The sequence below is a fragment of the Paraglaciecola hydrolytica genome, from assembly GCF_001565895.1.
GTDB lineage: Bacteria > Pseudomonadota > Gammaproteobacteria > Enterobacterales > Alteromonadaceae > Paraglaciecola > Paraglaciecola hydrolytica.
The window spans coordinates 244401-267783 of record NZ_LSNE01000003.1; the positions used below are offsets into that span (position 1 = coordinate 244401).

Below are 23383 nucleotides of genomic sequence, written 5' to 3' on the forward strand. Positions count from 1 at the left end.
CCTTATTTTATTTATAAAAATTAAATTTTTGTTGGCCTGTCTTCTTATTTATAGTGATTTGGCTTAAAGCAGACAAACATTATGTACATTGAAAATACATAAATTTGTCATGAAAAACTTGAATTATTAAAAGTAAACGGCATATAGCATATCGGTAATAATGATCCTTAACTGGACATCGACATTTATCTTCTGCACCAATCTCATCACGTTAAGGCACTAATAATGTATGCACTGGATATCAATGGTTTAACCAAAACCTACAAGGGCGGTACACAAGCCTTACAAGGGATTAATTTGCAAGTTAAACAAGGTGACTTTTTTGCCTTGTTGGGCCCTAATGGCGCAGGCAAATCAACCACTATTGGCATTATCAGTTCACTGGTTAATAAAACCGCGGGTGATGTCAAAATATTTGAGTATTCCTTAGCTTCGCAAATGGAAGATGCAAAGTCCTGTATTGGTCTGGTGCCGCAAGAATTTAATTTCAATCAATTTGAAACACTCTGGCAGATCATGCTGAATCAAGCTGGTTATTACGGAGTGCCACGAAATGTCGCTAAACCTCGAGCCGAAAAATATCTAAAACAATTAGATTTGTGGGAAAAACGCAATTCAGCTGCTAGAACCTTATCGGGCGGTATGAAAAGGCGATTGATGATCGCCAGAGCGTTAATGCATGAACCTAGAATGCTTATTCTTGATGAGCCAACGGCCGGTGTGGATATTGAAATACGCCGTTCAATGTGGACATTTTTAAAAGAGATTAACCAGCAAGGCATCACCATTATACTGACAACCCATTATCTTGAAGAGGCAGAGATGTTGTGCCGCAATATCGCTATTATCGATAAAGGCCAGATTGTCAAAAATACCAGTATGAAATCCCTGCTTGCTACCCTCAATCTTGAAACTTTTGTGTTAGATTTGTCTAAGAATATTAGTTCTTTAACATTAAGTGGCTTTGAATCACGCTTAATAGATGGTCACACCCTTGAAGTGGATGTGCCTAAAGAAGTCGGTTTGAATTCGGTTTTTGAGCAATTAACAACACAAGATATTCAGGTATTGAGTATGCGTAATAAATCCAATCGCTTAGAAGAACTCTTTGTCAGATTAGTGGAATCAGGTCGTCAACCTGAAAAAGGAAATAATAAACATGACTAGTCGTAACTTTGTAGCCTTACGTACTATTTGGATTAAAGAATGCACTCGTTTTATGCGCATCTGGATCCAAACTCTTTTACCTCCTGCAATTACCATGAGTCTATATTTTGTCATCTTTGGCAACCTAATAGGCAGCCGTATAGGTGACATGGGCGGATTTAGCTATATGGAGTTTATTGTACCTGGCCTGATTATGATGTCAGTCATTACCAATGCTTACTCCAATGTTTCTTCCTCATTTTACAGCGCTAAATTTCAACGCAACGTTGAAGAAATGTTAGTTGCGCCGGTACCCAACTGGGTCATTATTGCGGGTTTTGTGGGTGGTGGAGTGGCGAGAGCTTTATTAATTGGCTTTATTGTTACCTTGGTTTCACTCTTGTTTGTCGATATTCATATCCACAGTTTAGCCATCATATTGCTGACTTTAGTTCTTACTGCAACATTGTTTTCAACCGCGGGATTAATTAACGCCATCTATGCAAATTCATTTGACGATATCAGCATTATCCCCACTTTTGTATTAACTCCACTGACCTACTTAGGCGGAGTTTTTTATTCTTTAACCCTGTTGCCTGAATTTTGGCAATGGGTGAGCAAAGCTAATCCTATTGTGTATATGGTTAACGGCTTCAGATATGGCTTTTTAGGCGTGTCAGATATTAATCTTTATGTCTCAATGGCACTGCTTGTAGGATTTAATCTTATATTATTAACCTTGGCTTATTCATTGATTAATCGTGGTGTTGGCATTCGCAGTTAGGCCAACTAATTTGCAGATACTTGAGTTAATTAGAAGATGCATAAAGCCCCCCGTAGCATTGAAACCAATCAGACAGGTATTAATACTAACCTGACTAAAGTGGTTACAAAGTACTTAAACAGTAACAGCAAAAAGCCGTTTTCTGAACATTCGCTAACGGCCATCAACACCATCAAGCAATGGCTGGGCGACTGGCAAGGTGAACTGATATTTGATTCATGCTGTGGGGTGGGCGAAAGCACAGTGGCTATCGCTCTTGCCCATCCTAATGCCAAAATCATCGGCATTGATAAGTCTATTGCTAGATTGGATAAACACCCAGCTTACGCGGCAAAGCTGACTAACTATCTTATTATACGTGCTGACCTTAACGATTTATGGAGATTAGCTGTTCTTGAAGGTTGGCATTTAACAAAACACTATTTGCTTTACCCTAATCCCTATCCTAAATCGTCTCAATTACAAAATCGTTGGTACGCCTCCGCGGCTCTACCCGATTTACTTAAACTCGGTGGTTTACTTGAGGTGAGGAGCAATTGGAAGTTGTATATTGAAGAGTTTTCCTTCGCTTTGCATTTGGCAAAAGTGACTGCAGAAGTTCAACAATATAATGCTGAGCAAGCTATGACTCCCTTCGAACGTAAATACTGGGGCAGCGGTCAATCAAGTTGGCAATTAATAGCCAATCTTAAACAAGATTAATTATTCTAATTTAGCTAAAGGCTCACTTAAATAAAAGCCCTGGGCATAGCGAAAACCCAAGGTTTTCATTGCCTCTAATACACTATTCTGTTCAATATGCTCAGCAATTAAATTAATATTACGAGTGCTCGCCTGCTGAAATAAATGTAGTAGCGACTGATGTAAAACTCCGTTTTGCTCAATGCCTTGCATGACATTGCCTGAAATCTTAATGGCATCAACGGGTAAAGCGAGGGTTTGTGCTAAGTCATCGTTGTGCAAATCAAAATGATCAAGGGTTATGCCTATATTCAAGCTTTTACAAAATGTCGCAAATTCTGTAAACACAGCTAGATTTTCCAAGGCATTGTTAACCGTTACTTCAATAGATACACGCTGAGGACTTGGATAATTATACAATTGCGCGCGCAAAAACTGGATGATTTCAGGATCCTGCATGTCTTCGAGACTCGCGTTGACACTCCAAGCAACATTAAGATTTCGGAAATAATTTGCACTACGATTAAATATGGTTTCAGTCAAACGAGCAACTGAATGTCGTCTATCTACTAGAAATAAAAACTCACTGGGAACAAAAGCTGGCTGATTGAAATTCACTAGTCGCGCTAAACATTCATAACGCCACACCGTATTATTTGACAAATCCATTATGGGTTGAAAAAAAGGCACTACGTTATCTAAGCTAAAATCTTGATTTACGTGAGAAACTTGCATGTTTTTATTATTCTGACTTTTTACAATTTAATATAGCAGCTGTTTTAAATTTGCAACAGTTATACACAAATCCTGTCATTTTAACGTAACAAAGTTGTGACTCTCTCAAATCGCACAGCTATTGGTCTGGACTGTATTTTAGGGTAAAGTTCGCGCCTTGAAAATTTTCAGTCAGGGTTACAAGAGTGGGTGGAGCAGAAGTCAGTTTAGAGCACCTTTATAAAGTTTTTACTATGCCAGAAGGTAAAAGCTCGAAGTTAGCCCAAATTGAGCAACATTTATCAGATAACCTTGCCGGATTTTTATCCCAGCATGTGGTTACCAGCGTTAAATCTTTAGAGCAAATCGAAAAGAACTTTGCCGAGTATGCTGTGCCCGAGCAGCCTGAGTTTGTCTCGCAACATGCGGCCAATCTACTGGATAAGCTAGTCGCTAATTCTGTTAATACCTATTCGCCAACTTTTATCGGTCATATGACCTCAGCTTTGCCTTATTTTCATTTACCTTTAGCAAAACTGTTGGTGGGCTTGAATCAAAACCTCGTAAAGATCGAAACATCCAAGGCTTTTACACCGCTTGAACGCCAAGTATTAGGTATGATGCATGAACTAGTCTACGGCCAATCCAGCGATTTTTATGGTACTTACCTGCACAGCGCCAATCACGCTTTGGGGGCATTTTGTTCAGGTGGCACTATCGCCAATGTGACGGCCCTATGGGTAGCGCGTAATAAAGCTTTGCCTGCTACAGCCCAGTTCAGAGGTGTTGCATATGAAGGTTTTGCTGCCGGTTTGCAGCATTATGGTTACAAAAAGATGGGGGTTTTATCATCTAAACGTGGACACTATTCATTATCAAAATCGGTAGATTTATTAGGTTTAGGTCGCGAACAATTATTAACCATCGACTGCCCAACCCAAAGATTGTCAGCCGAAAAGGCTTTATCTGTAGGTAAACAATATCAAAACGAAGGCAACAAAATCCTTGCCATAGTGGGTATTGCTGGCACAACAGAAACCGGCCATGTTGATCCTTTAGATGAATTGGCTGATGTTGCACAAGAACTAGGTTGTCATTTTCATGTGGACGCCGCATGGGGTGGTGCAACCTTGTTTTCCCGTACCTATGGCAAGTTACTTAAAGGTATTGAGCGTGCCGATTCTGTCACCTTGGATGCTCACAAACAAATGTACGTTCCTATGGGGGCAGGCATGGTGTTATTTAAAGATCCTAATGACAGCAACGCAGTACGTCATCATGCTAATTATATTCTACGGGCAGGTTCGAAAGATTTAGGCGCCACTACCCTTGAAGGCTCACGCAATGGCATGGCAATGATGGTCTATGCTTCATTGCATATTTTTGGCCGTCAAGGTTATGAATTATTGATCAATCAAAGCATTGAAAAAGCCAAAACCTTTGCCCGTATGATCCAATCAAACCCAGATTTTGAATTGATCACTGCCCCCATCCTTTCGTTACTGACTTACCGAGTCAATCCCGAGGCATTACAAGATAAAATCAATCGCATGCCCCAACTAGCCAGTGCGCTAAACCTTGAACTTGACCAATTAAATGTCAGCATTCAAAAACAACAACGTGAAGCAGGTAAATCTTTTGTTTCTCGTACTCGTTTGCAAACCGAAAAATATAACAGTCAATCTATAACGGTATTCAGAGTGGTTATCGCCAATCCCCTGACCACGGAATTGGATTTACAAAATATACTGAATGAGCAACTTACCATCGCCCACAAAACCAAAATGTGGCAAAAACTGTGTGCCAAACACAAAAAAGCAGAGTAGTACTCTGCTTTTTGTTATACAGGTAACACTAAATGTTTATAGTTTGATCTGAATATTATCGATCAAACGAGTTTTACCCATAAAGGCCGCTGCCAGTATTACCAAGTTGTTTTCCTCATGGCTCGGTGGCATCAATGTTGCTGCCGCCCGAATTTCGATGTAGTCAGGTTTGAAACCCAGTTCAGCCAACTCTGCTTTGCAATTATTCGCTAATTTGGTGTAGTCTCGGCGGCCTTGCATGATGACATCCGCCAACTCTTGCAGCTTTTGATACAACACTGGCGCTAAAGCCCGTTGCTCTGCGTTTAAATACTGATTTCTAGAACTCATGGCTAAACCATCGGTTTCCCGAGTGGTTGCTACACCAAAGACTTGCAAATTCATCGAAAGATCAGTGACCATAGCTTTAATAACTTGTAGCTGCTGAAAATCCTTTTCACCAAAAAACGCCAAATTGGGTTGCACCATATTAAACAACTTACTTACTATGGTAGCCACACCGCGAAAATGCCCTGGGCGACTAGCACCACAGATCATATAAGAGATACCCGGCACTTCCACAAAGGTTTGCTGCTCTAATCCACGCGCATACATATCCGCCACTTTAGGGGCAAACAATACATCGACACCTAGTGCTTCTAACAACTCTGCATCTTTTGGTAAGGTGCGAGGATAGGCATCCAAATCTTCGTCGGGACCAAATTGCATTGGGTTAACAAAAATGGATACCACTACCACATCCGCATGGCGCTTGGCTTCGCGCACCAGATTCAAATGGCCCTGATGTAAATTACCCATAGTTGGCACAAAGGCAATAACCTTTGACTTTAACTGCCATTCACGCCTTAACTCACGTAATACGGGGATTTCACTGACTAATTGCATATATCGCTTCTCAGAATCTAATTAAAACTGTGTTCTGCAGAAGGGAAAGTCCCTTCCTGTACTTCACGGATAAAATCATTGACCGCAGCGCGCATATCACCACTGGCGAGCAAATAATTTTTCGAAAACTTAGGCATGTAGTTAGCACTGATGCCAAACATATCGTGCATCACTAAGATCTGGCCATCGGTCAGATTGCCTGCACCAATGCCAATCACTGGGATATTTAAACTATGTGTGATTTTTTCAGCTAAACCAGAAGGTATACATTCCAGCACTAATAATTGTATGCCCGCGCGTTCTAATTCTTTGGCTTGTTCAAGGATTTGCTCGGCCTGTAAATCATCCCTACCCTGTACCTTAAATCCACCAAATACATGCACTGATTGCGGTGTTAAACCTAGGTGACCACAAACCGGTACACCACGCTCGTTTAAACCTTTAATGGTTTCTTGCAGCCATGAGCCACCTTCAAGCTTCACCATGCTCGCGCCAGCACTCATCAATTGCGCCGCATTTTGGTAGGCAAGTTCTGGTGTGGCATACGACATAAAGGGCATATCCGCCACCACAAACGCACGCTGCGTTCCACGGCGCACTGCCTTGGTATGATAGGCTATATCGGCAACAGTGACCCCTAGAGTGTCATCTGCGCCCTGTAATACCATGCCTAGGGAATCACCAATGAGCAAAACATCAATACCTTGTTCATCAAACATCTTGGCAAAACTGGCATCGTAAGCCGTAAGGGCGCTTATGCGTTGTTTGTCTTGTTTCATCTTTAACAAGCTTGATGTACTTACTTTTTTCATAAATTTACTCCAATCTCAAGGTGAAATATGGGTTAGTTAAGATGGATGTGTGGCTGAAACAATACGAACAACTAGTTATTAAGTTGGAAAATAGGGGCAGGAGACAAAATTTTAAGGCCGTTTATCGGACATTTTTTAATCAGCTCGGCCAGCAATTCTCCGTCTGGTAAACATAGTTGCGGGCTTATCTCAAATAAGGGAAACAGCACAAACTCCCGTTGTTTCATACCATAGTGTGGTACTACTAGCTCACTACTGTCAATCTGTTGCTCACCGTAAAGCAGTATATCAATATCCAGTGTACGCGGTCCCCATCGCTCTGATTTACGCACTCTGCCATGTTCAAGTTCAATCTCTTGTAAGGCTTTTAACAAAAACAAAGGCGCTAATTGAGTGTGGATCAATACCACAGCGTTAACATAGTCGGGTTGATCTTGTGGCCCCATGGGCTGACTGGCATATAAACTAGAGCAACATTTAATTGCGGTTTCAGCAAGATTATCTAAAGCCTCAAGGGCTGCCTGAATTTGGTGGACAGGCTTATCCAGATTACTGCCTAGGCCAAGATAAACGTCTATACCCATATATTAACTCAGACTTTCTTTTTGCCACGATAACGCCGGTTACGACTTGGAGCGCCTGCCCCACTTTCAGTATTTCTTAAAGTCAGCAACATAGTTTTACGAGCATCTTCATCCGCTTCTTGGAATTCTGTCCACCACTCGGCTAATTCCAATAGTTGCCCACCTTCTACTTCTGAGCGGACTAACAAAAAGTCATAAGCTGCACGAAATTTTGGATGTTCCAGCATTTGATAAGCACGACGACCAAAACGCTTAGACATGCGCGTTTGCAACTGCCAAATTTCGCGAATGGGAATAGTAAAACGTTTGGGGATCATGATGCGCTGAATTTGCTTTTGCAGCACGTCATTCATGGCAAGATTGAAAGCATCAAAATGAGTAAGACCACCCTCAACCATCAGTTGCTGCACACGCTCTTCCAAGGGATACCATAAAAATGCTGCAAATATAAATGCCGGCGTCACTCTTTGCCCCGTATTAATGCGGTTATCGGTATTGATCAATACTTGTTCAACAAAACGTACTTCACGGCTTTGTTGATCCTTTAACATGGGTGCAAGCAGCGGGAACAAAGGCTCAAACAAATGATATTGGCATAATAATCGGAAAGTCTCTAAACCTTGGCCAGACAATAACAATTTAAGAATTTCTTCAAACAACCGTGCGGCCGGGATATTTGCCAACAAGGGTGCAAGTTCTAAGATGGGTTTAGCGCTTTTATCACTAATGCGCATATTGAGTTTAACGGCAAAACGTACGGCACGTAACATACGCACCGGATCTTCACGATAACGCAGCGCAGGATCACCAATTAAGGCAATTTCTTTGGCTTTAATGGCTGCCATGCCACCTGCAAAATCGGTGATCGAAAAATCCGCAATATTGTAGTACATAGCGTTAATGGTGAAATCACGGCGCTGAGCATCTTCTTCAATGCTGCCAAACACATTATCCCGCAACAATTGACCATGATCACTTTGTTTGCTTAGGTTAGATTCTTGCTCGTTATCTTCTTCGCTTTCTTCTTGGTGGTGACCACGAAAAGTCGCCACCTCGATAACTTCGCGGCCATAAACAATATGGGCTAAACGAAACCGGCGCCCGATTAAACGACAGTTACGAAACAAACCTTTAATTTGCTCAGGAGTAGCATTGGTTGTGACGTCAAAATCTTTAGGATGTTTACCTAGCAAAATATCCCGTACACAACCACCAACCAAATAGGCTTCATAACCCGCATTACTGAGGCGATAGAGCACCTTAAGGGCATTTTCACTAACATCATCACGAGAGATTGGATGTTCCGCACGAGGAATAATGGTGGCGCTCAGTTTTATAGGGGGTGCCACTACAGCCACGGTCTTGCCGCGCAGTGCATCTTTCACCTTATCGATTACACGAGAAATTATGAGTTGTACTCCCTGACTGAGTTAAGCCTGAAAAAGGCGCTAATCATATACGTTATAGCGCCTAAATTCTATTATCATTACTGGCCAGTTTGGCCGGAATTGCCTTAAGTTCCCAGACATTTACCGCCCATTCAAGCACGTCTTTCAATTCAGCCGTTTTTAATAAGCTTGAGGGTTCTAATCCCAAAAAATTTAAAGCATCAATGATGTTTTTTTTGGCTGTTTTATTATCCAGCGCCATCGCGTGATTTTGTTTGCTGAGTTTTTGACCTGGTCGGCTTTCGACAACGGGCAAATGCGCATATTCTGGCGCCTCTATTCCAAAAGCCTGATACAAAGCTAACTGATAAAAAGTCGCATGTAATAAGTCCGCTCCACGCACCACTTGGGTAATACCCTGGGCAATATCATCCACCACCACGGCAAGTTGATAAGCATACAGACCATCTTTACGTTTGATCGCAAACTGCGCTTCATTGGCATTTTGTATTGCGCATACTTTACCCTGAACACCATCAAAGAAGGCTCTTGGGGCTTGGGTATTATTAAACCGGATCGAGGCACCTGAGACAGCTTGTTTATTTGTCGCGCAAAGGCATAAAGCATGTTTACCCAAACTGGCTAAACTCGCGCGGCTGCAGTGGCAATAATAAGTATCGCCTTGTGCAATCAGCCAAGCAATTTTATTGTCGTACAAGGTACTGCGTTGGCTTTGGTAAACGGGTATGTCATCCCACAACAGTTGATGTTGTTCAAGAGTATCTAGGATGGTCTGACTTGCGCCTTTTACTTCACGCGGAGGGTCAATATCTTCGATTCTAACTAACCATCGACCTTTGGCTTTGCGCGCTTGCAGATAACTCCCCAAAGCAGCGACCAAAGAACCAAAGTGCAAGGGGCCTGAGGGGGAAGGTGCAAAGCGCCCAACATAAGCAGCAGGTTTATTTACAATGAAATTTTTATTGGCTGACATGCAGAAAGCTAACAATATTAACCGTGTAGAGAATGGAGTTTACACGGTCAATAGTGTTGAAGTGAGTTAACCTTGAAGCTGTTTTTCTTTGATTTCAGCCATGGTTTTGCAATCGATACAGAGGTCAGCTGTAGGTCTGGCTTCTAAACGGCGCACCCCTATTTCGATCCCACAAGCATCACAAAAACCAAAATCGTCATCTTCAATTCGTTTCAGGGTCTTTTCAATTTTTTTGATCAATTTGCGCTCTCTGTCACGAGTACGCAATTCAAGACTGAATTCTTCTTCTTGAGCGGCTCTGTCCACAGGATCAGGAAAATTAGCTGCTTCGTCTTGCATGTGATGAACCGTACGGTCAACTTCTTCACGCAACTGATCGCGCCACGCTTTTAACAATAAGCGAAAATGCGTCATTTGCTTATCGTTCATGTACTCTTCGCCGTCTTTCTCAATATAAGGAGTCAGACCTGCTAATGCGAGTAATCCAAGTGTCTTTGTTGTTTTTTCTGTTGGCATTTGCCAAATCTCCTAAACTGCTGCACGAGCTGAATTGTGCAGGCGGCTATGTATATCAGAAAGCCAATGCACAGGCAATTTTTTGCGGTTCTGCTGTAGCCATTGCAAGCGAAAATTATTTTTAAGCTGCGCAATATGGAGGTACGCTTGAAAAAATCAACCATTAAATTACAAAATAAATGGCAGGGACTGATTTATAAGGATTTTTTCTGGTGAAATATTGGCCGAATAAACTAACACTTCCACACCGCTGCTCAATGCATGCTCAAGTTCATGTTTATATTGAGGGTCAATATGGTCGGCAATTTTAACCGAAGATATCCCATTATGCTGCACACAAAACAATAAAACGGCACGTTTACCTTGATTTGCCAATTCAGCCAGCGCACGCAAATGTTTATGCCCACGCTGTGTCACAGCATCGGGGAAATAACCTTGTTGATCTTGTAACAAGGTGACCGATTTTACTTCCACAAAACAATCCACCAAATCTGGAGCACTGAGCATAAAATCAATGCGACTATTGTCGTGTGTGAGTTTGACTTCGCGCCTTATTGTTTCGTAGTTTTTAAGTTCTGTAATAAGCTTGTTGTATAAAGCCTCAGCCACTAACTCATTGGCTCGGTAAGTATTAATGCCGATGTAATGACCAACGTCACTCTGAACTAACTCCCAGCTATACGCTAGTTTGCGTTTAGGGTTGTTGCTAAGCGATAACCATACCTGCCAACCGGATTCTGCACAGCCAGTCATAGCACCGGTATTAGCACAGTGAGCAGTAACCAAAGTCCCGTCGGCTAATTCAATATCTGCTAAAAATCGTTTATAACGTTTAATTAAACGACCTTGATACAACGTTGTTTCAAAAAACATGCCCTTCCTCAGTTTGTGACGCAGTGCTAGTATCTTAGCACTAGTACATCTCAATATTTTCAATGGAGTTCTTATGTCAACTTGCGCTATTTATCTTACCACTGCGCCTAAACCAACGTATCTTGCCAAAGGCAGTCTGGTATCACTGGATGGTAACCAAGCCTATATCCACCTTGTTGATGCCACAGGAGAGCTAACTCAAATCCAAAAAGCCGCACGGGTTTTAGATGGCATGGGTTTACAACATGTAAAACTGCAAGGCGATTGGCAGATTGAACAACAATGGGCCTTTGCACTAAGTTTTACCGCGGCGAAAAAACCAAGCCAAATTGAATGGCTGGACAACAAGGATCGTGCAGAACTACAACATCGTTTTCAAGCCATGCAATTTACTCGACAGTTAATAAATGCTACCCCAGAAGACCAATCACCCGAGTTATTAGCCCAAGCATGTAGTGACTGGTTAAAAACGCTAACGCCACATGCCGTAACATCGAATTTTATTGTCGGAGAAGACTTAAAAACCCAAGGTTGGCATGGCATTTACCAAGTTGGTAGAGGCAGTACACGCCCACCTGTGTTAGCAGTAATTGACTTTAATCCAAGCAAAGATCCCAAGAGTCCAGTCGAGGCATGTTTAGTTGGCAAAGGCATTACCTTTGACAGTGGTGGCTACAGCATTAAAGCCAGCGAAGGCATGTTAAGCATGAAATGTGACATGGGCGGCGCTGCGACTGTGGTGGGCGGTTTAGGCTTAGCTATATTGCGCGGTTTAAATAAACGGGTAAAAGTATTTTTATGCTGTGCTGAAAACCTGATCAGCGGCCACGCTTACAAACTCGGCGATATTATCACTTATAAAAATGGTACGACGGTTGAAATAGTCAATACCGATGCCGAAGGACGTTTAGTCTTAGCCGATGGTCTAATGGCGGCTAGTGAAACAGGCGCACCGTTAATAATAGATGCCGCTACCTTAACTGGTGCTGCCCATGTCGCCTTAGGTGATGAATACAACGCTTTGTTTGCTTTAGATAAATCACTACAAAGCCGTGTCATGGCATATGCCCAACAAGAAAACGAAGGGGCTTGGTGTTTACCTTTAGAAAAATTTCACAGAGAAAAGTGCCCCTCTCATTTCGCGGACACCGCCAATAGTAGAGCGCAAAAAGGGGGTGGTTCAGGTGGGGCATCCAATGCCGCAGGTTTCTTATCGAGATTTGTAAATGAAGATGGAACTGGCTGGATACATATGGATTTAGCCGCTGCCTATAACGCTAATGCAAGCAATATGTTACCAGCAGGCGCAACAGCCCAAGGCTTTAGAACCATTGCCAGAACCTTAATCGAAGGTTAACGTTAGCAAAAGCACCACTTATAAAATTTTATACTGAAGAGGCGAACATCGTGTCGTCCTTCAGTATAAAAAATTAATTAAAGGCCGCCTAAACGCTCTGCCAATATTTTATATTTTTCAACGGCGCTAGATTCAAACAGTGGTTTGCCATCAGCATCTTTTTCTTGGGCAATTAATAAACTTTCACGCTCTAGTCTTTCTACCCGAACATCTTGTACACCTAAAAACTCAGCAACTTGCGATACCGTCATTAGACTCATGAAATAACCCTCTGTTATTATTTAACTCATACACCGTTTTGTTAGTTATTCAATTAAAGCGCAAATGTTTACTTTTGCTAGTCAATGTTTCAACCTTAAACAACACGTTGTATTTTTGTCATGCAATGTACAAACTAAAATTGCTCAATTAACAACCCAACAACATCAGTCTAATTAAACTCCCTCGACTGACGATTAGAGTATATTGTTCAATACTTTAGCAATTAAAACATCAAGCCTTTGAAAATAAAACTATTTTTTTTGAATAGCTGGGTAGTCAGGCAAAGATACGATAAACTAGCACTAATACTGCTGACAACAGGGATAAAAATGGACACGTGGTCTGCTGCCATCACACTTTTTTTAATCATGGATCCGCTAGGCAATTTGCCTATATTTATGTCTGTGCTTAAGTCGATAGAGCCCAAACGTCGACGTATCGTACTTGCCCGTGAATTGATTTTTTCCCTCATTATCATGATGATATTTCTGTTCAGTGGTCAAGCCGTGTTGAACTTTTTAAGTGTAAAACAAGAAACCGTAAGCATCGCCGGTGGCATAATTTTGTTTTTAATTGCACTTAGAATGATATTTCCACAACCTGGGGGAGTGACAGGTTTAGCGCCAGGTGAAGAACCTTTTATCGTACCTTTAGCTATTCCCATGGTGGCAGGGCCATCGATACTGGCAGCCCTGATTTTGTTGGCCAATCAAGATCACAGTCGTATGCTCGATTGGACTATTGCCCTCGGTGTCGCCTGGGGTTTGTCTGCCACAATCCTGATGTTTTCCACTGTGTTACATAAGTTATTAGGCGAACGCGGATTGATCGCCATCGAACGTTTAATGGGCATGATCTTAATTATGATTTCCATCCAAATGTTGTTGGATGGTCTGGGCCAATACTTTTCTTTACACTAACGACTATTTGAGGATTACCCTTGCTAAAGAAGCTAACCGTTTTTCAAGAAGTCAGAGAGCTAGAAGGCTGGCAAGCAGTGGCATATGCCGCCACGCTGCTGGAAAGAATGCTGCCCAACTACACCTTATTTTGTGAAGTCACCGAGTTTGCTGATCCAAGTCTTTATCGAAATAGCTTAGACGCTATTTGGGATTGGCTGTCTTCACCCAAAGCTAAAATTAACTTTACTGCCCAGTTAGAAAAAATTGAAATGGCTGTTCCTGATGTGGCGGATTTTGATACCTATGGTGTCTATCCGGCGCTAGATGTAGCCATGTCGATGACAGCTATTATCTTATTGATCCAAGGGGAAGATCCCCAAGGTGCGGTAGTGGTAAGTAAACTATCTCAAGGTGGTGTTGAAGCCTTTATCGAAGCCACTGCTGAAGGCGACATTAGTGATGCTGAGATTAAAGTGCATCCTTTGATGCAGTGGGAGATAGAAGTTCAAAAAGAATTATTAGTCTTAATTAAAAAACATCCACACAGTGGCAGTACATGCAAGCTACTCAAAGCTTTTGCTACCGAACCGGGAATGACAAACATAGGCATAGAAATCAATTAGTTGACATAAATTTTTTGATGAAATACTTATAAGAACAAATAGTATTTAAAGTTTTAAAAACTTAAATACGATACAAACGTGAACACAACTGGCTGCCTTGTCTTTCTTTTAACAGTTGCCAGTTGTTAGGCACCACATAATCCGCCGCCTGACTTTCACTTTCCAAATAAACTACCCCATCCTTAGCGAGTAGATTGTGCTCGTTTATGAGTTTAATTACAGGTGGTAATAAATTTTTATGGAAGGGTGGATCAAGAAAAATCAAATCAAACTGCTTATTTAGACTTGGCAAAATCTGCAAGGCATTACCTGCTACGATAGACGCTTGCTCTGAGCTTACTTTTAGTTTTTGTAAATTCTGCTGTAAGTTCGCAATTGCCCCTTTATCCAACTCGATAAAGGTCACCGAACTTGCATAACGGGATAAGGCTTCAAAACCCAGTCCACCACTGCCTGCAAAAACATCCAAACAGTTGGCAGAATTAACATAGGGCATTAGCCAATTAAACAGAGTTTCTTTGTTTCTATCTGTGGTTGGGCGCAAGCCCGCAACGTTAGCAACAGGTAATTTAGTGCCACGCCAACGACCACTGATGATCCTAATTGCACCTGTTGGTTGGTTTGATGGTTTTACGCCTCGCTTCATAGGTCTTTGAAATGCTATTATTGCCCATATTAAGTATTAGTTTATCTTATGTAAGCTTTCGATTTCTCAAGGATTTAGCAAAAATATGTCAAAGTTTTTTAGCTGGCTAAATAAAGACAAAAATAAAACCTCTTCTGCGCAAGCTACAGATCAGGAAGAAATTCAAACTCCTGAACAAAAAACACCAGTTGTAGATGTACAAGAAGTCATTTCCGATATACCAGAACAGCCATCAGCACCGCAAATCCATCAAGCAGATAACAATACAAATGATGACGTAACAGTGGGCCCAACAGATACTGTGCCTGTAATCGCTGCTCAAAAAATCTCAGCCACGGTAAACCCGCCAACACCCAGTGAAACTAGTTTTTTCAGCCGTCTTAGAAAGGGTTTGTCACGCACCACCGAAAATATTGGTAGTGGTTTGGTTGGTCTGTTTCGTGGAAAAAATATCGATGACGATTTGTTTGAAGAACTCGAAACGCAATTATTAATTGCCGATGTGGGCATGGCTACCACCACTAAAATGGTTAAAAAGCTGACTGAAAGTGCTAATCGCAAACAATTGCGTGATTCTGAATCTTTATTTAAATTACTTAAAGATCAAATGGTTGATATTTTGTCTGCGGTTGATGATCCCCTAATCGTCAAAAGCGAGACTAAGCCTTTTGTGATTTTGATGGTTGGTGTTAATGGCGTAGGTAAAACCACCACTATTGGTAAAATGGCTAAACAATTTCAGCAACAAGGCAAAAAAGTCATGTTAGCTGCGGGGGATACTTTTCGCGCCGCAGCAGTAGAGCAGTTACAGGTGTGGGGCGAACGTAATAACATTCCCGTCGTAGCCCAGCAAAGCGGCGCCGACAGCGCATCGGTTATTTTTGATGCTTTTCAATCTGCTAAAGCTAAAAATATTGATGTATTGATTGCCGATACTGCAGGACGTTTACAAAACAAAGATCATCTAATGGAAGAACTTAAAAAGGTGGTTAGGGTAATGAAAAAAATCGACCCACAAGCCCCCCATGAAATTATGCTAACCTTGGATGCTGGCACCGGCCAGAATGCAGTCAGCCAGACTAACCTTTTTCACCAAGCCGTAGGTTTAACCGGTTTAAGTCTAACTAAACTGGATGGTACCGCCAAAGGTGGCGTCATTTTTGCCATCGCCGATCAGTTCCCCATCCCAATCCGTTACATTGGTATAGGTGAAGGTATCGACGATTTACGCCCCTTTAACAGCCAAGAGTTTGTAGAGGCTTTATTTGCCGAATCTGACAAACCCGTATCGAAACAGCAGCATCATTAAAAGTCATATTAAAAATCATGATTAAATTCGAACAAGTCAGTAAAACCTATGCCGGAGGCCAACAAGCTTTACGCAAGGTTGACTTTCATATCGAACCTGGAGAAATGGCCTTTTTAACCGGTCATTCCGGAGCAGGTAAAAGTACGATCCTGAAATTGATTAGCATAATGGAACGCCCAACAGTAGGCCGAGTGCTGATCAATGGGCATGATTTGGGAACCATAGAGCGTAAACAGATTGCCTATATTCGCCGTGATATTGGCATGATCTTCCAAAGTCATCAGTTGTTGATGGATAAAAGTGTTTACGACAATGTCGCTCTACCTTTAATTATTGAAGGTTATTCTCATAAAGAAACCAGCAAAAGAGTGCATGCCGCGCTGGAGATGGTAGGGCTACGCGATAAAGTTAAAAATATACCTATTACTCTTTCTGGTGGTGAGCAACAGCGTGTAGGTATAGCCCGCGCCATCGTTAATAAACCACCCTTGTTGCTGGCCGATGAACCAACCGGTAATCTCGATCCCAAATTATCGATGGAAATTATTAAACTGTTTGAGAACTTTAATCAGGCTGGTGTCTCGGTGTTTATTGCTACCCATGATTTGGGTTTGATCGCCAGAATGAAATATCGCACTTTAACCTTAAAAAATGGCCAGATGATCACCGATGGTTTAACTGAAGATATGCAGGACAATGATTTTTATGCCTAAGCTCAGTCACTTATTTAACCCAAAGACTAAACCATGAGTATTTTGTTTAAAGGCCGTGCCCAAGGGGCACAGATTTCTCATGTTTCTGGACCACAACGTTTTGTGATGTTTTTTGTTAGCCATATTCGCCAAGCCTTAGGTAGCCTAGGTGAGCTTTGGCGTTCACGCATTTCAGCTTTGATGACCATAGGTGTATTAGGATTAAGCATCACCTTACCTAGTACCTTGTATGTCATGGTTAAAAACGCTGAGAATATTAGTTCTGGTTGGCAACAAGCCTCTGAAATATCGTTATTTTTAAAACAAAATGCGACTCAAAGTGATGTAAATCAACTATTAAAACGTATTCAGTTATGGCCAGAAATTGACAAGATCCACTTTATTCCTGCCGATGATGCCTTGTTGGAATTTAAACAGCTTTCTGGTTTTGGTGATGCTATCGCCTATCTAGACAAAAACCCTTTGCCTAACGTGGTATTAGTTATTCCTACCGAACGTCATGCAGGCCCAACAGCGGCGAGAGAGTTACTCGAAAAGCTACGTAAAGAACGTGAAGTAGATATTGGTAAACTGGATATTGAGTGGCTTGAGCGTTTACACGCATTATTAAAAGTGGCTCAGGAATTAGTTACAGTCATCGCTATTTTACTGTTTTTAGCTGTGGTACTCATTATCGGCAATACTATAAGACTGAATATTCTTAATAAGAAAGATGAAATATTGGTGATGAAATTAGTGGGTGCTACAGATGCGTTTATTCAGCGTCCGTTCTTATATACCGGCTTTTGGTATGGTTTACTGGGAGGTTTACTGGCTTGGTTTGCAGTGATTTTGTTGCTGTGGTGGATGAGCAGTAGCATTGCCGCAGTCAGTGAGTTGTATCAGAAAAACTTTAACCTCACTGGCATCGACGGACAAACACTGTTGATTATGCTGGGGCTTTCTGTGTTTCTAGGTTTAAGCGGTTCACTATTGTCAGTAAAACGTTATGTAAGTGAAATAGAACCTAAATAATCTATACCCTTCACCTTTGAAACTGCAGTGTAGTCAGCGACTCTCACTGCACTTTCAATACTTAAAGTTAAGAAACAATACTGTCGTGTTATTGCTGAAGCGCAGCCATACCTTGATAGCGCGCCCGCAAGCCCTCTGTACTTTGCACTTCTGGCAGCTGTTTTAAGACCAACTGTTGCTGACTGGATAAAACCGGCCATTCAACTAGCATCTCTCCATTTGGGTTACCCGTTTTAATAAAATTAACAAAATAACCTTGCACTATCGCGGATACCTGATGATCAGCCTCTGCCCATTCGAAGGCGTCATTAAGCGGTAAATTGCCTAGGGCGTATTCAATTTCTGCCGAATGCACCGCACCTAAATCGCTATTTGGCTGCTCTTTACCTTGATTAAACTCTACTTTAATTGCAGGACGCACGTGATCATACAAATAATAATAAGTCTGCGCATTGGCATTGGCCGCTACACTCTGCGCAAAATTCCAGGTTGAGGCAGATATAAAACGATCACTCATTAAGGCTTGGGCCGCTAATTTAACTTGCTCTGTAGTACTTGCAGGATAAAGCTCAGCAACTTTTACATAATCTTCAGGATAGAGTTTTTGCAGAGCTAATAGATAGTTTTCAACGGTAGCTTCACTGTCGCCTAACAATTGCTGATAACTTCCCTCCTGCGAGTTAACGCCAGCCATTAGCGGTACATCCGCAAACTTTTTCTCTGCAATTAAAACGTCGGGGGCTTTGCTGAGGATCTTGCCGTCGATGGTCGGCCTAAACCACACTAAACCAGCCTCTGTCGCTTGTTTTAATAAGAGCTCGGCAGGTATTTCACGCAAAGCTTCAATGCTGGCAGAGCCATCCTCATTAAGGGTTTGTGCTACTTGCACACCTTGTTGTTCAGCATCTTCAAGTGAATTTACCCGGCTCAGAATGGAACCACTTTCGGCAATAGCGCCAGCGATATAGGGGATAGAATCTAGGGCGAACATTTGTGCGCTCACTGACATGGAGCCTGCGGATTCACCAGCAATAGTAATTTTTTTAGGATCACCGCCAAAAGCCTCAATATTTTGTGCCACCCACAGTAAAGCAGCTTGTTGATCTAATAGGCCATAGTTACCTGAACCTTTATATTGACTTTGTGCGCTTAACTCAGGATGAGCCAAAAAACCAAAAATACTTAGTCGGTAATTAACTGTAACAGTGATGATACCTTTACTGGCCATACTGGCACCGTCATAACGTTTTTCTGAACCATCTCCGGCAACAAAACCACCACCATAAAAATAAACCAGTACCGGAAGTGGCGTTTGTTCACGTTCAAGAGGTGCCCAAATATTCAAAAACAAACAGTCTTCACTCATACCCGAGGCGCGAAACTGCATATCGCTGAACATTGAATTTTGCATACATTTGTGGCCAAAATCGTCAGCAATTTTAACGCCTTTCCAAGGCTCAGCTGCTTGTGGCGGCTGCCAACGTTTATCATTGATAGGTGCTGACGCATAAGGCACACCTTTAAAAGTCACTACCTGATTATGCGGCAGTACATAACCTTTCAGCATCCCTTGTTGAACTGTCACTAAACTTGGATCCGCGGCGGTATAGCTGCTATCACAAGCAAATAAACTAAAAACCACCAGCAAACACAAAATGGATTTAAACATATGCATGTCCCTTTCTAATCTCAATTAAATGTAATATTGCTGGCAAAATTAGCGTTATTGCTAGCTTTTTTATTTCGTTGACTGACTGCTATTCCATTACATCATTTGCAGGCGGCGCATCGATAACATCAGCTTCACTCACTATAGGGTTACTGCCCAACTCGACTTCTACCCCATCCACCCTTTGCAAACCACGAGGCAGTTTATTACCACGGCGACCACGCTCTCCCTGATAATGGCTTAAATCAGCAGCCGATAAAGCCATACCCCGTTTGCCTGAGAGAATTTTAACGCTGGCGCCATCTGGCACTATGCTTAAAACCTTAACAAACTCTTCACGGCTGGCAGCTTTAGCTGAAGGAATACTGATCAACTTATTGCCTTTGCCTTTACCCAAGATTGGTAAGTCTCGCAGAGGAAACATCAACATGCGCCCTTCGCTGGAAATAGCTAAACACCAGTCAGTTTTCAGGTTATGCACCACTTGTGGTGCTATAATTTTGGCGCCAGTTGATAGCGAAATATAAGCTTTACCGGCCTTATTTTTACTCACCATATCTTCAAACTTGCCAACAAAACCGTAACCCGCATCAGAGGCCATCAAATATTGTTGTTGATCTTTACCCATCACCACATGTTCGACATTTTCACCGCCAACAATGTTAAAACGGCCAGTGAGGGGTTCACCCTGACTGCGGGCAGAGGCGAGACTATGGGCATCACAGGAGAAAGTACGACCCGATGAATCCATAAATACCGCTTGTTGATTACTACGACCTTTGGCACTGGTTAAATAACTATCGCCCGCTTTATAACTTAAGCCTTTAACGTCAACATCATGGCCTTTAGCACAGCGTGCCCAACCTTTTTCAGACAGCACCACAGTCACCGACTCTGATGGCACTAATTCTTTTTCACTTAAGGCTTTGGCTTCACCACGAGAGACAATGGGCGAACGCCTGTCATCGCCATATAATTCAGCAGCGGCAAGGATTTCTTTTTTAATCAGGGTTTTTAAACGTTGATCAGAACCTAATAACAATTGTAATTGGTCACGTTCCAGTGCCAGTTCATCTTGCTCACCCTGGATTTTCATTTCTTCCAATTTGGCTAAATGACGTAATTTTAAATCAAGGATCGCTTCGGCTTGAATATCAGACAAACTGAACGTGGCAATCAAAGCCTGTTTAGGATGTTCTTCATAACGAATAATGCGGATCACTTCATCGATATTCAAAAAGGCAATCATCAAACCTTCAAGAATATGTAATCTTGCTAATACTTTATCCAAACGGTACTGCAAACGGCGCACGACGGTATCTTTACGGAAGATTAACCACTCACTCAATATTTGTTGCAGGTTTTTGACTTGCGGACGGCCATCAAGGCCAATCATATTAATATTGACGCGATAGGTTTTTTCTAAGTCCGTGGTAGCAAACAAATGCTGCATCAGTTGTTCAACATCAATGCGATTTGAACGAGGTGTAATCAATAAACGTGTTGGGTTTTCGTGATCTGATTCATCACGTAAATCGCTCACCATCGGCAGCTTTTTAGCCTGCATCTGCGCGGCAATTTGTTCAAGTATTTTGCCGCCTGAGGCCTGATGTGGCAAAGCGGTAATTATAATATCGCCGTTATCTTCATGATAAACCGCGCGCATTCTGATCGAACCTCGGCCGGTTTCGTAGATTTTGGTTATTTCGTCTTTTGGGGTAATGATTTCGGCTTCGGTGGGATAATCCGGCCCCTTTACAAATTCTAATAATTCGCGCAGTTCTGCCTTACTATTATCTAATAAGTGAGCACAGGCATTGGCAACTTCACGGACATTATGGGGGGGAATATCAGTTGCCATACCTACGGCAATACCGGTAATACCGTTTAACAAAATATGGGGCAAACGCGCAGGCAGTACTTTAGGCTCGTCTAAGGTGCCGTCAAAGTTAGGTTGCCAATCCACCGTGCCTTGCCCTAATTCAGTAAGCAATACTTCACTGAATTTAGATAAACGAGATTCGGTATAACGCATAGCCGCAAAAGATTTGGGATCATCTGGGGCACCCCAGTTACCTTGACCATCAACTAAAGGATAGCGATATGAAAAGGGCTGTGCCATTAACACCATGGCTTCATAACAGGCAGAGTCGCCGTGAGGGTGGAATTTACCCAGAACATCACCCACGGTACGGGCAGATTTTTTGTATTTAGCGTTATTGCTCAAACCCAATTCAGACATGGCATAAACAATACGTCGTTGTACGGGTTTTAAGCCGTCACCAATATGGGGCAAGGCTCTATCCATGATGACATACATGGAATAGTTTAAGTACGACTGCTCAGTGAAATGGCGCATCGCCAATTGTTCAATGCCGTCTTTATTGATGATTGTTTCTTGGGTCATATATAACTGGATCCGCTATTTTTATTGTTATTTAGCACGTATACCCTTCATCCTTGAAACTGCACGTTTGTTGCTGCACTCCATCCTTTGCCGCCGCCGTGCAATTCCAATGCTTTTGGGTATAGCAGCTACCGTGCTGATTAAGGCTCACTTGGTTTAAGGGCCTGTCATTCCGGTTTTTGGTAGCTTACCCTATAAATTACGTTGGCGAAATCATCAGCAATCAGCAAACTGCCGTCAGCTAAGCTGGTAATGGCCGCAGGGCGCCCCCATGCACTGTTGTCTGCTTCTAACCAGCCTGTAATAAAGGGGTCATAGGACGTGACTTTACCATCGACAATATTTGCCATCATCACTTTGTAACCTGATTTTTGTGTGCGATTCCACGAACCGTGCTCTGCTACAAATAATCGATTTTGCATCTCAGGCGCAAACATCTTGCCTTGATAAAAGTGAATTCCCAGAGGAGCAACGTGAGCCATGAGATTCAATTTAGGCGCGACATAATCTGTACTCTTTTTATCTGTTCCAAACTCTGGATCAGCAATAGTTCCGGCATGGAAGTAGGGATAACCAAAATGCTGCCCTAACGTCTCCACTTCGTTGATCTCACAAGGAGGGATATCATCCCCCATCATGTCGCGGCCATTGTCACTAAACCACAACTTGTTAGTTTGTGGATGCCAATCAAAACCTACGCTGTTACGTACACCTTTGGCGACCCACTGTTTTTCACCAGTGGTGATATTAAAACGCAGAATAGAGGCATATTCAGGATTATCGAATTTTTCGCCGCCATTGGTTTCACAAATATTACATGGCGCGCCAACCGGCACATAGAGCCAGTTATCCGGCCCAAAATCAATATATTTCCAGCCATGATGTTTTTCAGTAGGTAAACCATCGATCACCACTTCTGGCTCACCTAGGGTTGCGTAATTTTTTTCAATATTGGAATATTTTAATATGCGACTCACTTCAGCCACATATAAATCCCCCTCATGAATGGTCAAGCCTGAGGGCATATTGAGTCCTTCTGCTATTTTAAGCACAGTTTCAGCGTAGCCATCACCGTCTTTATCAACCACAGCATGGACCAATCCAGCATCTCGACTACCCACAATCACAATGCCGTTGTCACTGACTGCCATTTGGCGAGCATTTTTAACTGATTCAGCAAACACACTAATCTGATAACCGGCCGGTAAACTGAGTTTGTCTAGTGAAACAGCCTGAACAGAAAATGCCAGAATCTGGCTCACCAACAAACCCATACCTA

At 42.2% G+C, this 23383-nt stretch carries 23 protein-coding genes; 10 read left to right on the forward strand and 13 right to left on the reverse strand.

Annotation, left to right across the window (positions count from 1 at the left end):
* Nucleotides 1-225 precede the first annotated feature (225 nt).
* The 3 genes from AX660_RS03600 to trmB are packed head-to-tail and all read left to right on the forward strand — an operon-like array spanning nucleotide 226 to nucleotide 2632.
* Nucleotides 226-1167, forward strand: a complete 942-nt coding sequence (locus AX660_RS03600) for an ABC transporter ATP-binding protein (protein WP_068372647.1) — start codon at nucleotides 226-228, stop codon at nucleotides 1165-1167.
* A complete protein-coding gene (locus AX660_RS03605) occupies nucleotides 1160-1930 on the forward strand; it encodes an ABC transporter permease (RefSeq protein WP_068372654.1) in 771 nt (256 codons plus the stop codon). Before AX660_RS03600 ends, AX660_RS03605 begins: the two co-directional genes overlap by 8 nt.
* Nucleotides 1931-1966: 36 nt before the next feature.
* Entirely contained in the window at nucleotides 1967-2632 is a 666-nt protein-coding gene (gene trmB, locus AX660_RS03610) for a tRNA (guanine(46)-N(7))-methyltransferase TrmB (protein ID WP_068372656.1), read from the forward strand.
* Here the strand turns inward: trmB and AX660_RS03615 are convergent, their stop codons facing one another.
* Nucleotides 2633-3346: an EAL domain-containing protein gene (locus AX660_RS03615; protein ID WP_068372659.1), complete on the reverse strand. Its 714-nt coding sequence runs from the start codon at nucleotides 3344-3346 to the stop codon at nucleotides 2633-2635. It lies immediately after the preceding gene.
* A gap of 185 nt (nucleotides 3347-3531) precedes the next feature.
* On the opposite strand from AX660_RS03615, the gene panP reads away from it, so the two are divergent.
* Nucleotides 3532-5151, forward strand: a complete 1620-nt coding sequence (gene panP, locus AX660_RS03620; RefSeq protein WP_068372665.1) for a pyridoxal-dependent aspartate 1-decarboxylase PanP — start codon at nucleotides 3532-3534, stop codon at nucleotides 5149-5151.
* 36 nt (nucleotides 5152-5187) lie between these two features.
* Here the strand turns inward: panP and panC are convergent, their stop codons facing one another.
* The 7 genes from panC to sfsA form a co-directional block, all read right to left on the reverse strand.
* Complete coding sequence (gene panC, locus AX660_RS03625; RefSeq protein WP_068372670.1) at nucleotides 5188-6036, reverse strand: pantoate--beta-alanine ligase; 849 nt, start codon at nucleotides 6034-6036, stop codon at nucleotides 5188-5190.
* Between the two features lie 17 nt (nucleotides 6037-6053).
* A complete protein-coding gene (panB, locus tag AX660_RS03630) occupies nucleotides 6054-6848 on the reverse strand; it encodes a 3-methyl-2-oxobutanoate hydroxymethyltransferase (protein WP_068372673.1) in 795 nt (264 codons plus the stop codon).
* A gap of 71 nt (nucleotides 6849-6919) precedes the next feature.
* Nucleotides 6920-7432, reverse strand: a complete 513-nt coding sequence (folK, locus tag AX660_RS03635) for a 2-amino-4-hydroxy-6-hydroxymethyldihydropteridine diphosphokinase (RefSeq protein ID WP_068372676.1) — start codon at nucleotides 7430-7432, stop codon at nucleotides 6920-6922.
* Nucleotides 7433-7440: 8 nt separating this feature from the next.
* Nucleotides 7441-8748, reverse strand: a complete 1308-nt coding sequence (pcnB, locus tag AX660_RS03640) for a polynucleotide adenylyltransferase PcnB (RefSeq protein ID WP_082768790.1) — start codon at nucleotides 8746-8748, stop codon at nucleotides 7441-7443.
* A 154-nt stretch (nucleotides 8749-8902) separates the two neighbouring features.
* Nucleotides 8903-9814, reverse strand: a complete 912-nt coding sequence (gene gluQRS / locus AX660_RS03645) for a tRNA glutamyl-Q(34) synthetase GluQRS (protein ID WP_068372680.1) — start codon at nucleotides 9812-9814, stop codon at nucleotides 8903-8905.
* Between the two features lie 66 nt (nucleotides 9815-9880).
* Nucleotides 9881-10330, reverse strand: coding sequence for an RNA polymerase-binding protein DksA (gene dksA, locus AX660_RS03650; RefSeq protein ID WP_068372683.1), 450 nt, complete (start codon nucleotides 10328-10330; stop codon nucleotides 9881-9883).
* A gap of 168 nt (nucleotides 10331-10498) precedes the next feature.
* Entirely contained in the window at nucleotides 10499-11203 is a 705-nt protein-coding gene (sfsA, locus tag AX660_RS03655) for a DNA/RNA nuclease SfsA (protein ID WP_068372685.1), read from the reverse strand.
* Between the two features lie 73 nt (nucleotides 11204-11276).
* On the opposite strand from sfsA, the gene pepB reads away from it, so the two are divergent.
* Nucleotides 11277-12560 carry an aminopeptidase PepB gene (gene pepB / locus AX660_RS03660; RefSeq protein WP_068372687.1) on the forward strand — a complete coding sequence of 428 codons (1284 nt, stop codon included), beginning with the start codon at nucleotides 11277-11279 and terminating at the stop codon, nucleotides 12558-12560.
* A 77-nt stretch (nucleotides 12561-12637) separates the two neighbouring features.
* Here pepB and AX660_RS03665 read toward each other — a convergent pair whose 3' ends face one another.
* Entirely contained in the window at nucleotides 12638-12820 is a 183-nt protein-coding gene (locus AX660_RS03665; RefSeq protein ID WP_068372688.1) for a hypothetical protein, read from the reverse strand.
* 330 nt (nucleotides 12821-13150) lie between these two features.
* On the opposite strand from AX660_RS03665, the gene AX660_RS03670 reads away from it, so the two are divergent.
* Together AX660_RS03670 and AX660_RS03675 are read left to right on the forward strand one after the other, a co-directional pair.
* Nucleotides 13151-13741: a YhgN family NAAT transporter gene (locus AX660_RS03670; RefSeq protein ID WP_068372689.1), complete on the forward strand. Its 591-nt coding sequence runs from the start codon at nucleotides 13151-13153 to the stop codon at nucleotides 13739-13741.
* 20 nt (nucleotides 13742-13761) lie between these two features.
* A complete protein-coding gene (locus tag AX660_RS03675) occupies nucleotides 13762-14346 on the forward strand; it encodes a YjaG family protein (RefSeq protein ID WP_068372693.1) in 585 nt (194 codons plus the stop codon).
* A gap of 61 nt (nucleotides 14347-14407) precedes the next feature.
* Here the strand turns inward: AX660_RS03675 and rsmD are convergent, their stop codons facing one another.
* The gene (rsmD, locus tag AX660_RS03680; protein WP_068372695.1) at nucleotides 14408-14992 is read right to left on the reverse strand and encodes a 16S rRNA (guanine(966)-N(2))-methyltransferase RsmD; all 585 of its coding nucleotides are present in this window, start codon (nucleotides 14990-14992) and stop codon (nucleotides 14408-14410) included.
* Nucleotides 14993-15077: 85 nt separating this feature from the next.
* On the opposite strand from rsmD, the gene ftsY reads away from it, so the two are divergent.
* The 3 genes from ftsY to ftsX are packed head-to-tail and all read left to right on the forward strand — an operon-like array spanning nucleotide 15078 to nucleotide 18028.
* Complete coding sequence (gene ftsY / locus AX660_RS03685; protein WP_068372698.1) at nucleotides 15078-16301, forward strand: signal recognition particle-docking protein FtsY; 1224 nt, start codon at nucleotides 15078-15080, stop codon at nucleotides 16299-16301.
* 17 nt (nucleotides 16302-16318) lie between these two features.
* Entirely contained in the window at nucleotides 16319-17014 is a 696-nt protein-coding gene (gene ftsE / locus AX660_RS03690) for a cell division ATP-binding protein FtsE (RefSeq protein ID WP_068372700.1), read from the forward strand.
* A 33-nt stretch (nucleotides 17015-17047) separates the two neighbouring features.
* Complete coding sequence (gene ftsX, locus AX660_RS03695; protein WP_068372706.1) at nucleotides 17048-18028, forward strand: permease-like cell division protein FtsX; 981 nt, start codon at nucleotides 17048-17050, stop codon at nucleotides 18026-18028.
* 88 nt (nucleotides 18029-18116) lie between these two features.
* On the opposite strand, the gene AX660_RS03700 is transcribed toward ftsX, so the two are convergent.
* The 3 genes from AX660_RS03700 to AX660_RS03710 form a co-directional block, all read right to left on the reverse strand.
* Nucleotides 18117-19697 (reverse strand): carboxylesterase/lipase family protein, encoded by a 1581-nt coding sequence (locus tag AX660_RS03700; RefSeq protein WP_068372707.1) that lies wholly within the window; start codon nucleotides 19695-19697, stop codon nucleotides 18117-18119.
* Nucleotides 19698-19785: 88 nt separating this feature from the next.
* A complete protein-coding gene (gene parC / locus AX660_RS03705; RefSeq protein ID WP_068372708.1) occupies nucleotides 19786-22104 on the reverse strand; it encodes a DNA topoisomerase IV subunit A in 2319 nt (772 codons plus the stop codon).
* Between the two features lie 167 nt (nucleotides 22105-22271).
* Complete coding sequence (locus AX660_RS03710; protein ID WP_407669349.1) at nucleotides 22272-23378, reverse strand: PQQ-dependent sugar dehydrogenase; 1107 nt, start codon at nucleotides 23376-23378, stop codon at nucleotides 22272-22274.
* Between the last annotated feature and the right edge of the window lie 5 nt (nucleotides 23379-23383).

Excerpts from the sequence above, each read along its gene's own strand:
- trmB (WP_068372656.1), top strand. The coding sequence starts at position 1,967 with ATGCATAAAGCCCCCCGTAGCATTGAAACCAATCAGACAGGTATTAAT.
- AX660_RS03600 (WP_068372647.1), top strand. The coding sequence starts at position 226 with ATGTATGCACTGGATATCAATGGTTTAACCAAAACCTACAAGGGCGGT.
- sfsA (WP_068372685.1), bottom strand. The coding sequence starts at position 11,203 with ATGTTTTTTGAAACAACGTTGTATCAAGGTCGTTTAATTAAACGTTAT.
- AX660_RS03700 (WP_068372707.1), bottom strand. The coding sequence starts at position 19,697 with ATGTTTAAATCCATTTTGTGTTTGCTGGTGGTTTTTAGTTTATTTGCT.
- AX660_RS03710 (WP_407669349.1), bottom strand. The coding sequence starts at position 23,378 with ATGGGTTTGTTGGTGAGCCAGATTCTGGCATTTTCTGTTCAGGCTGTT.
- folK (WP_068372676.1), bottom strand. The coding sequence starts at position 7,432 with ATGGGTATAGACGTTTATCTTGGCCTAGGCAGTAATCTGGATAAGCCT.
- ftsY (WP_068372698.1), top strand. The coding sequence starts at position 15,078 with ATGTCAAAGTTTTTTAGCTGGCTAAATAAAGACAAAAATAAAACCTCT.
- AX660_RS03670 (WP_068372689.1), top strand. The coding sequence starts at position 13,151 with ATGGACACGTGGTCTGCTGCCATCACACTTTTTTTAATCATGGATCCG.
- AX660_RS03615 (WP_068372659.1), bottom strand. The coding sequence starts at position 3,346 with ATGCAAGTTTCTCACGTAAATCAAGATTTTAGCTTAGATAACGTAGTG.
- panB (WP_068372673.1), bottom strand. The coding sequence starts at position 6,848 with ATGAAAAAAGTAAGTACATCAAGCTTGTTAAAGATGAAACAAGACAAA.
- gluQRS (WP_068372680.1), bottom strand. The coding sequence starts at position 9,814 with ATGTCAGCCAATAAAAATTTCATTGTAAATAAACCTGCTGCTTATGTT.
- panC (WP_068372670.1), bottom strand. The coding sequence starts at position 6,036 with ATGCAATTAGTCAGTGAAATCCCCGTATTACGTGAGTTAAGGCGTGAA.
- pepB (WP_068372687.1), top strand. The coding sequence starts at position 11,277 with ATGTCAACTTGCGCTATTTATCTTACCACTGCGCCTAAACCAACGTAT.
- ftsX (WP_068372706.1), top strand. The coding sequence starts at position 17,048 with ATGAGTATTTTGTTTAAAGGCCGTGCCCAAGGGGCACAGATTTCTCAT.
- rsmD (WP_068372695.1), bottom strand. The coding sequence starts at position 14,992 with ATGAAGCGAGGCGTAAAACCATCAAACCAACCAACAGGTGCAATTAGG.
- AX660_RS03665 (WP_068372688.1), bottom strand. The coding sequence starts at position 12,820 with ATGAGTCTAATGACGGTATCGCAAGTTGCTGAGTTTTTAGGTGTACAA.
- parC (WP_068372708.1), bottom strand. The coding sequence starts at position 22,104 with ATGACCCAAGAAACAATCATCAATAAAGACGGCATTGAACAATTGGCG.
- AX660_RS03605 (WP_068372654.1), top strand. The coding sequence starts at position 1,160 with ATGACTAGTCGTAACTTTGTAGCCTTACGTACTATTTGGATTAAAGAA.
- dksA (WP_068372683.1), bottom strand. The coding sequence starts at position 10,330 with ATGCCAACAGAAAAAACAACAAAGACACTTGGATTACTCGCATTAGCA.
- ftsE (WP_068372700.1), top strand. The coding sequence starts at position 16,319 with ATGATTAAATTCGAACAAGTCAGTAAAACCTATGCCGGAGGCCAACAA.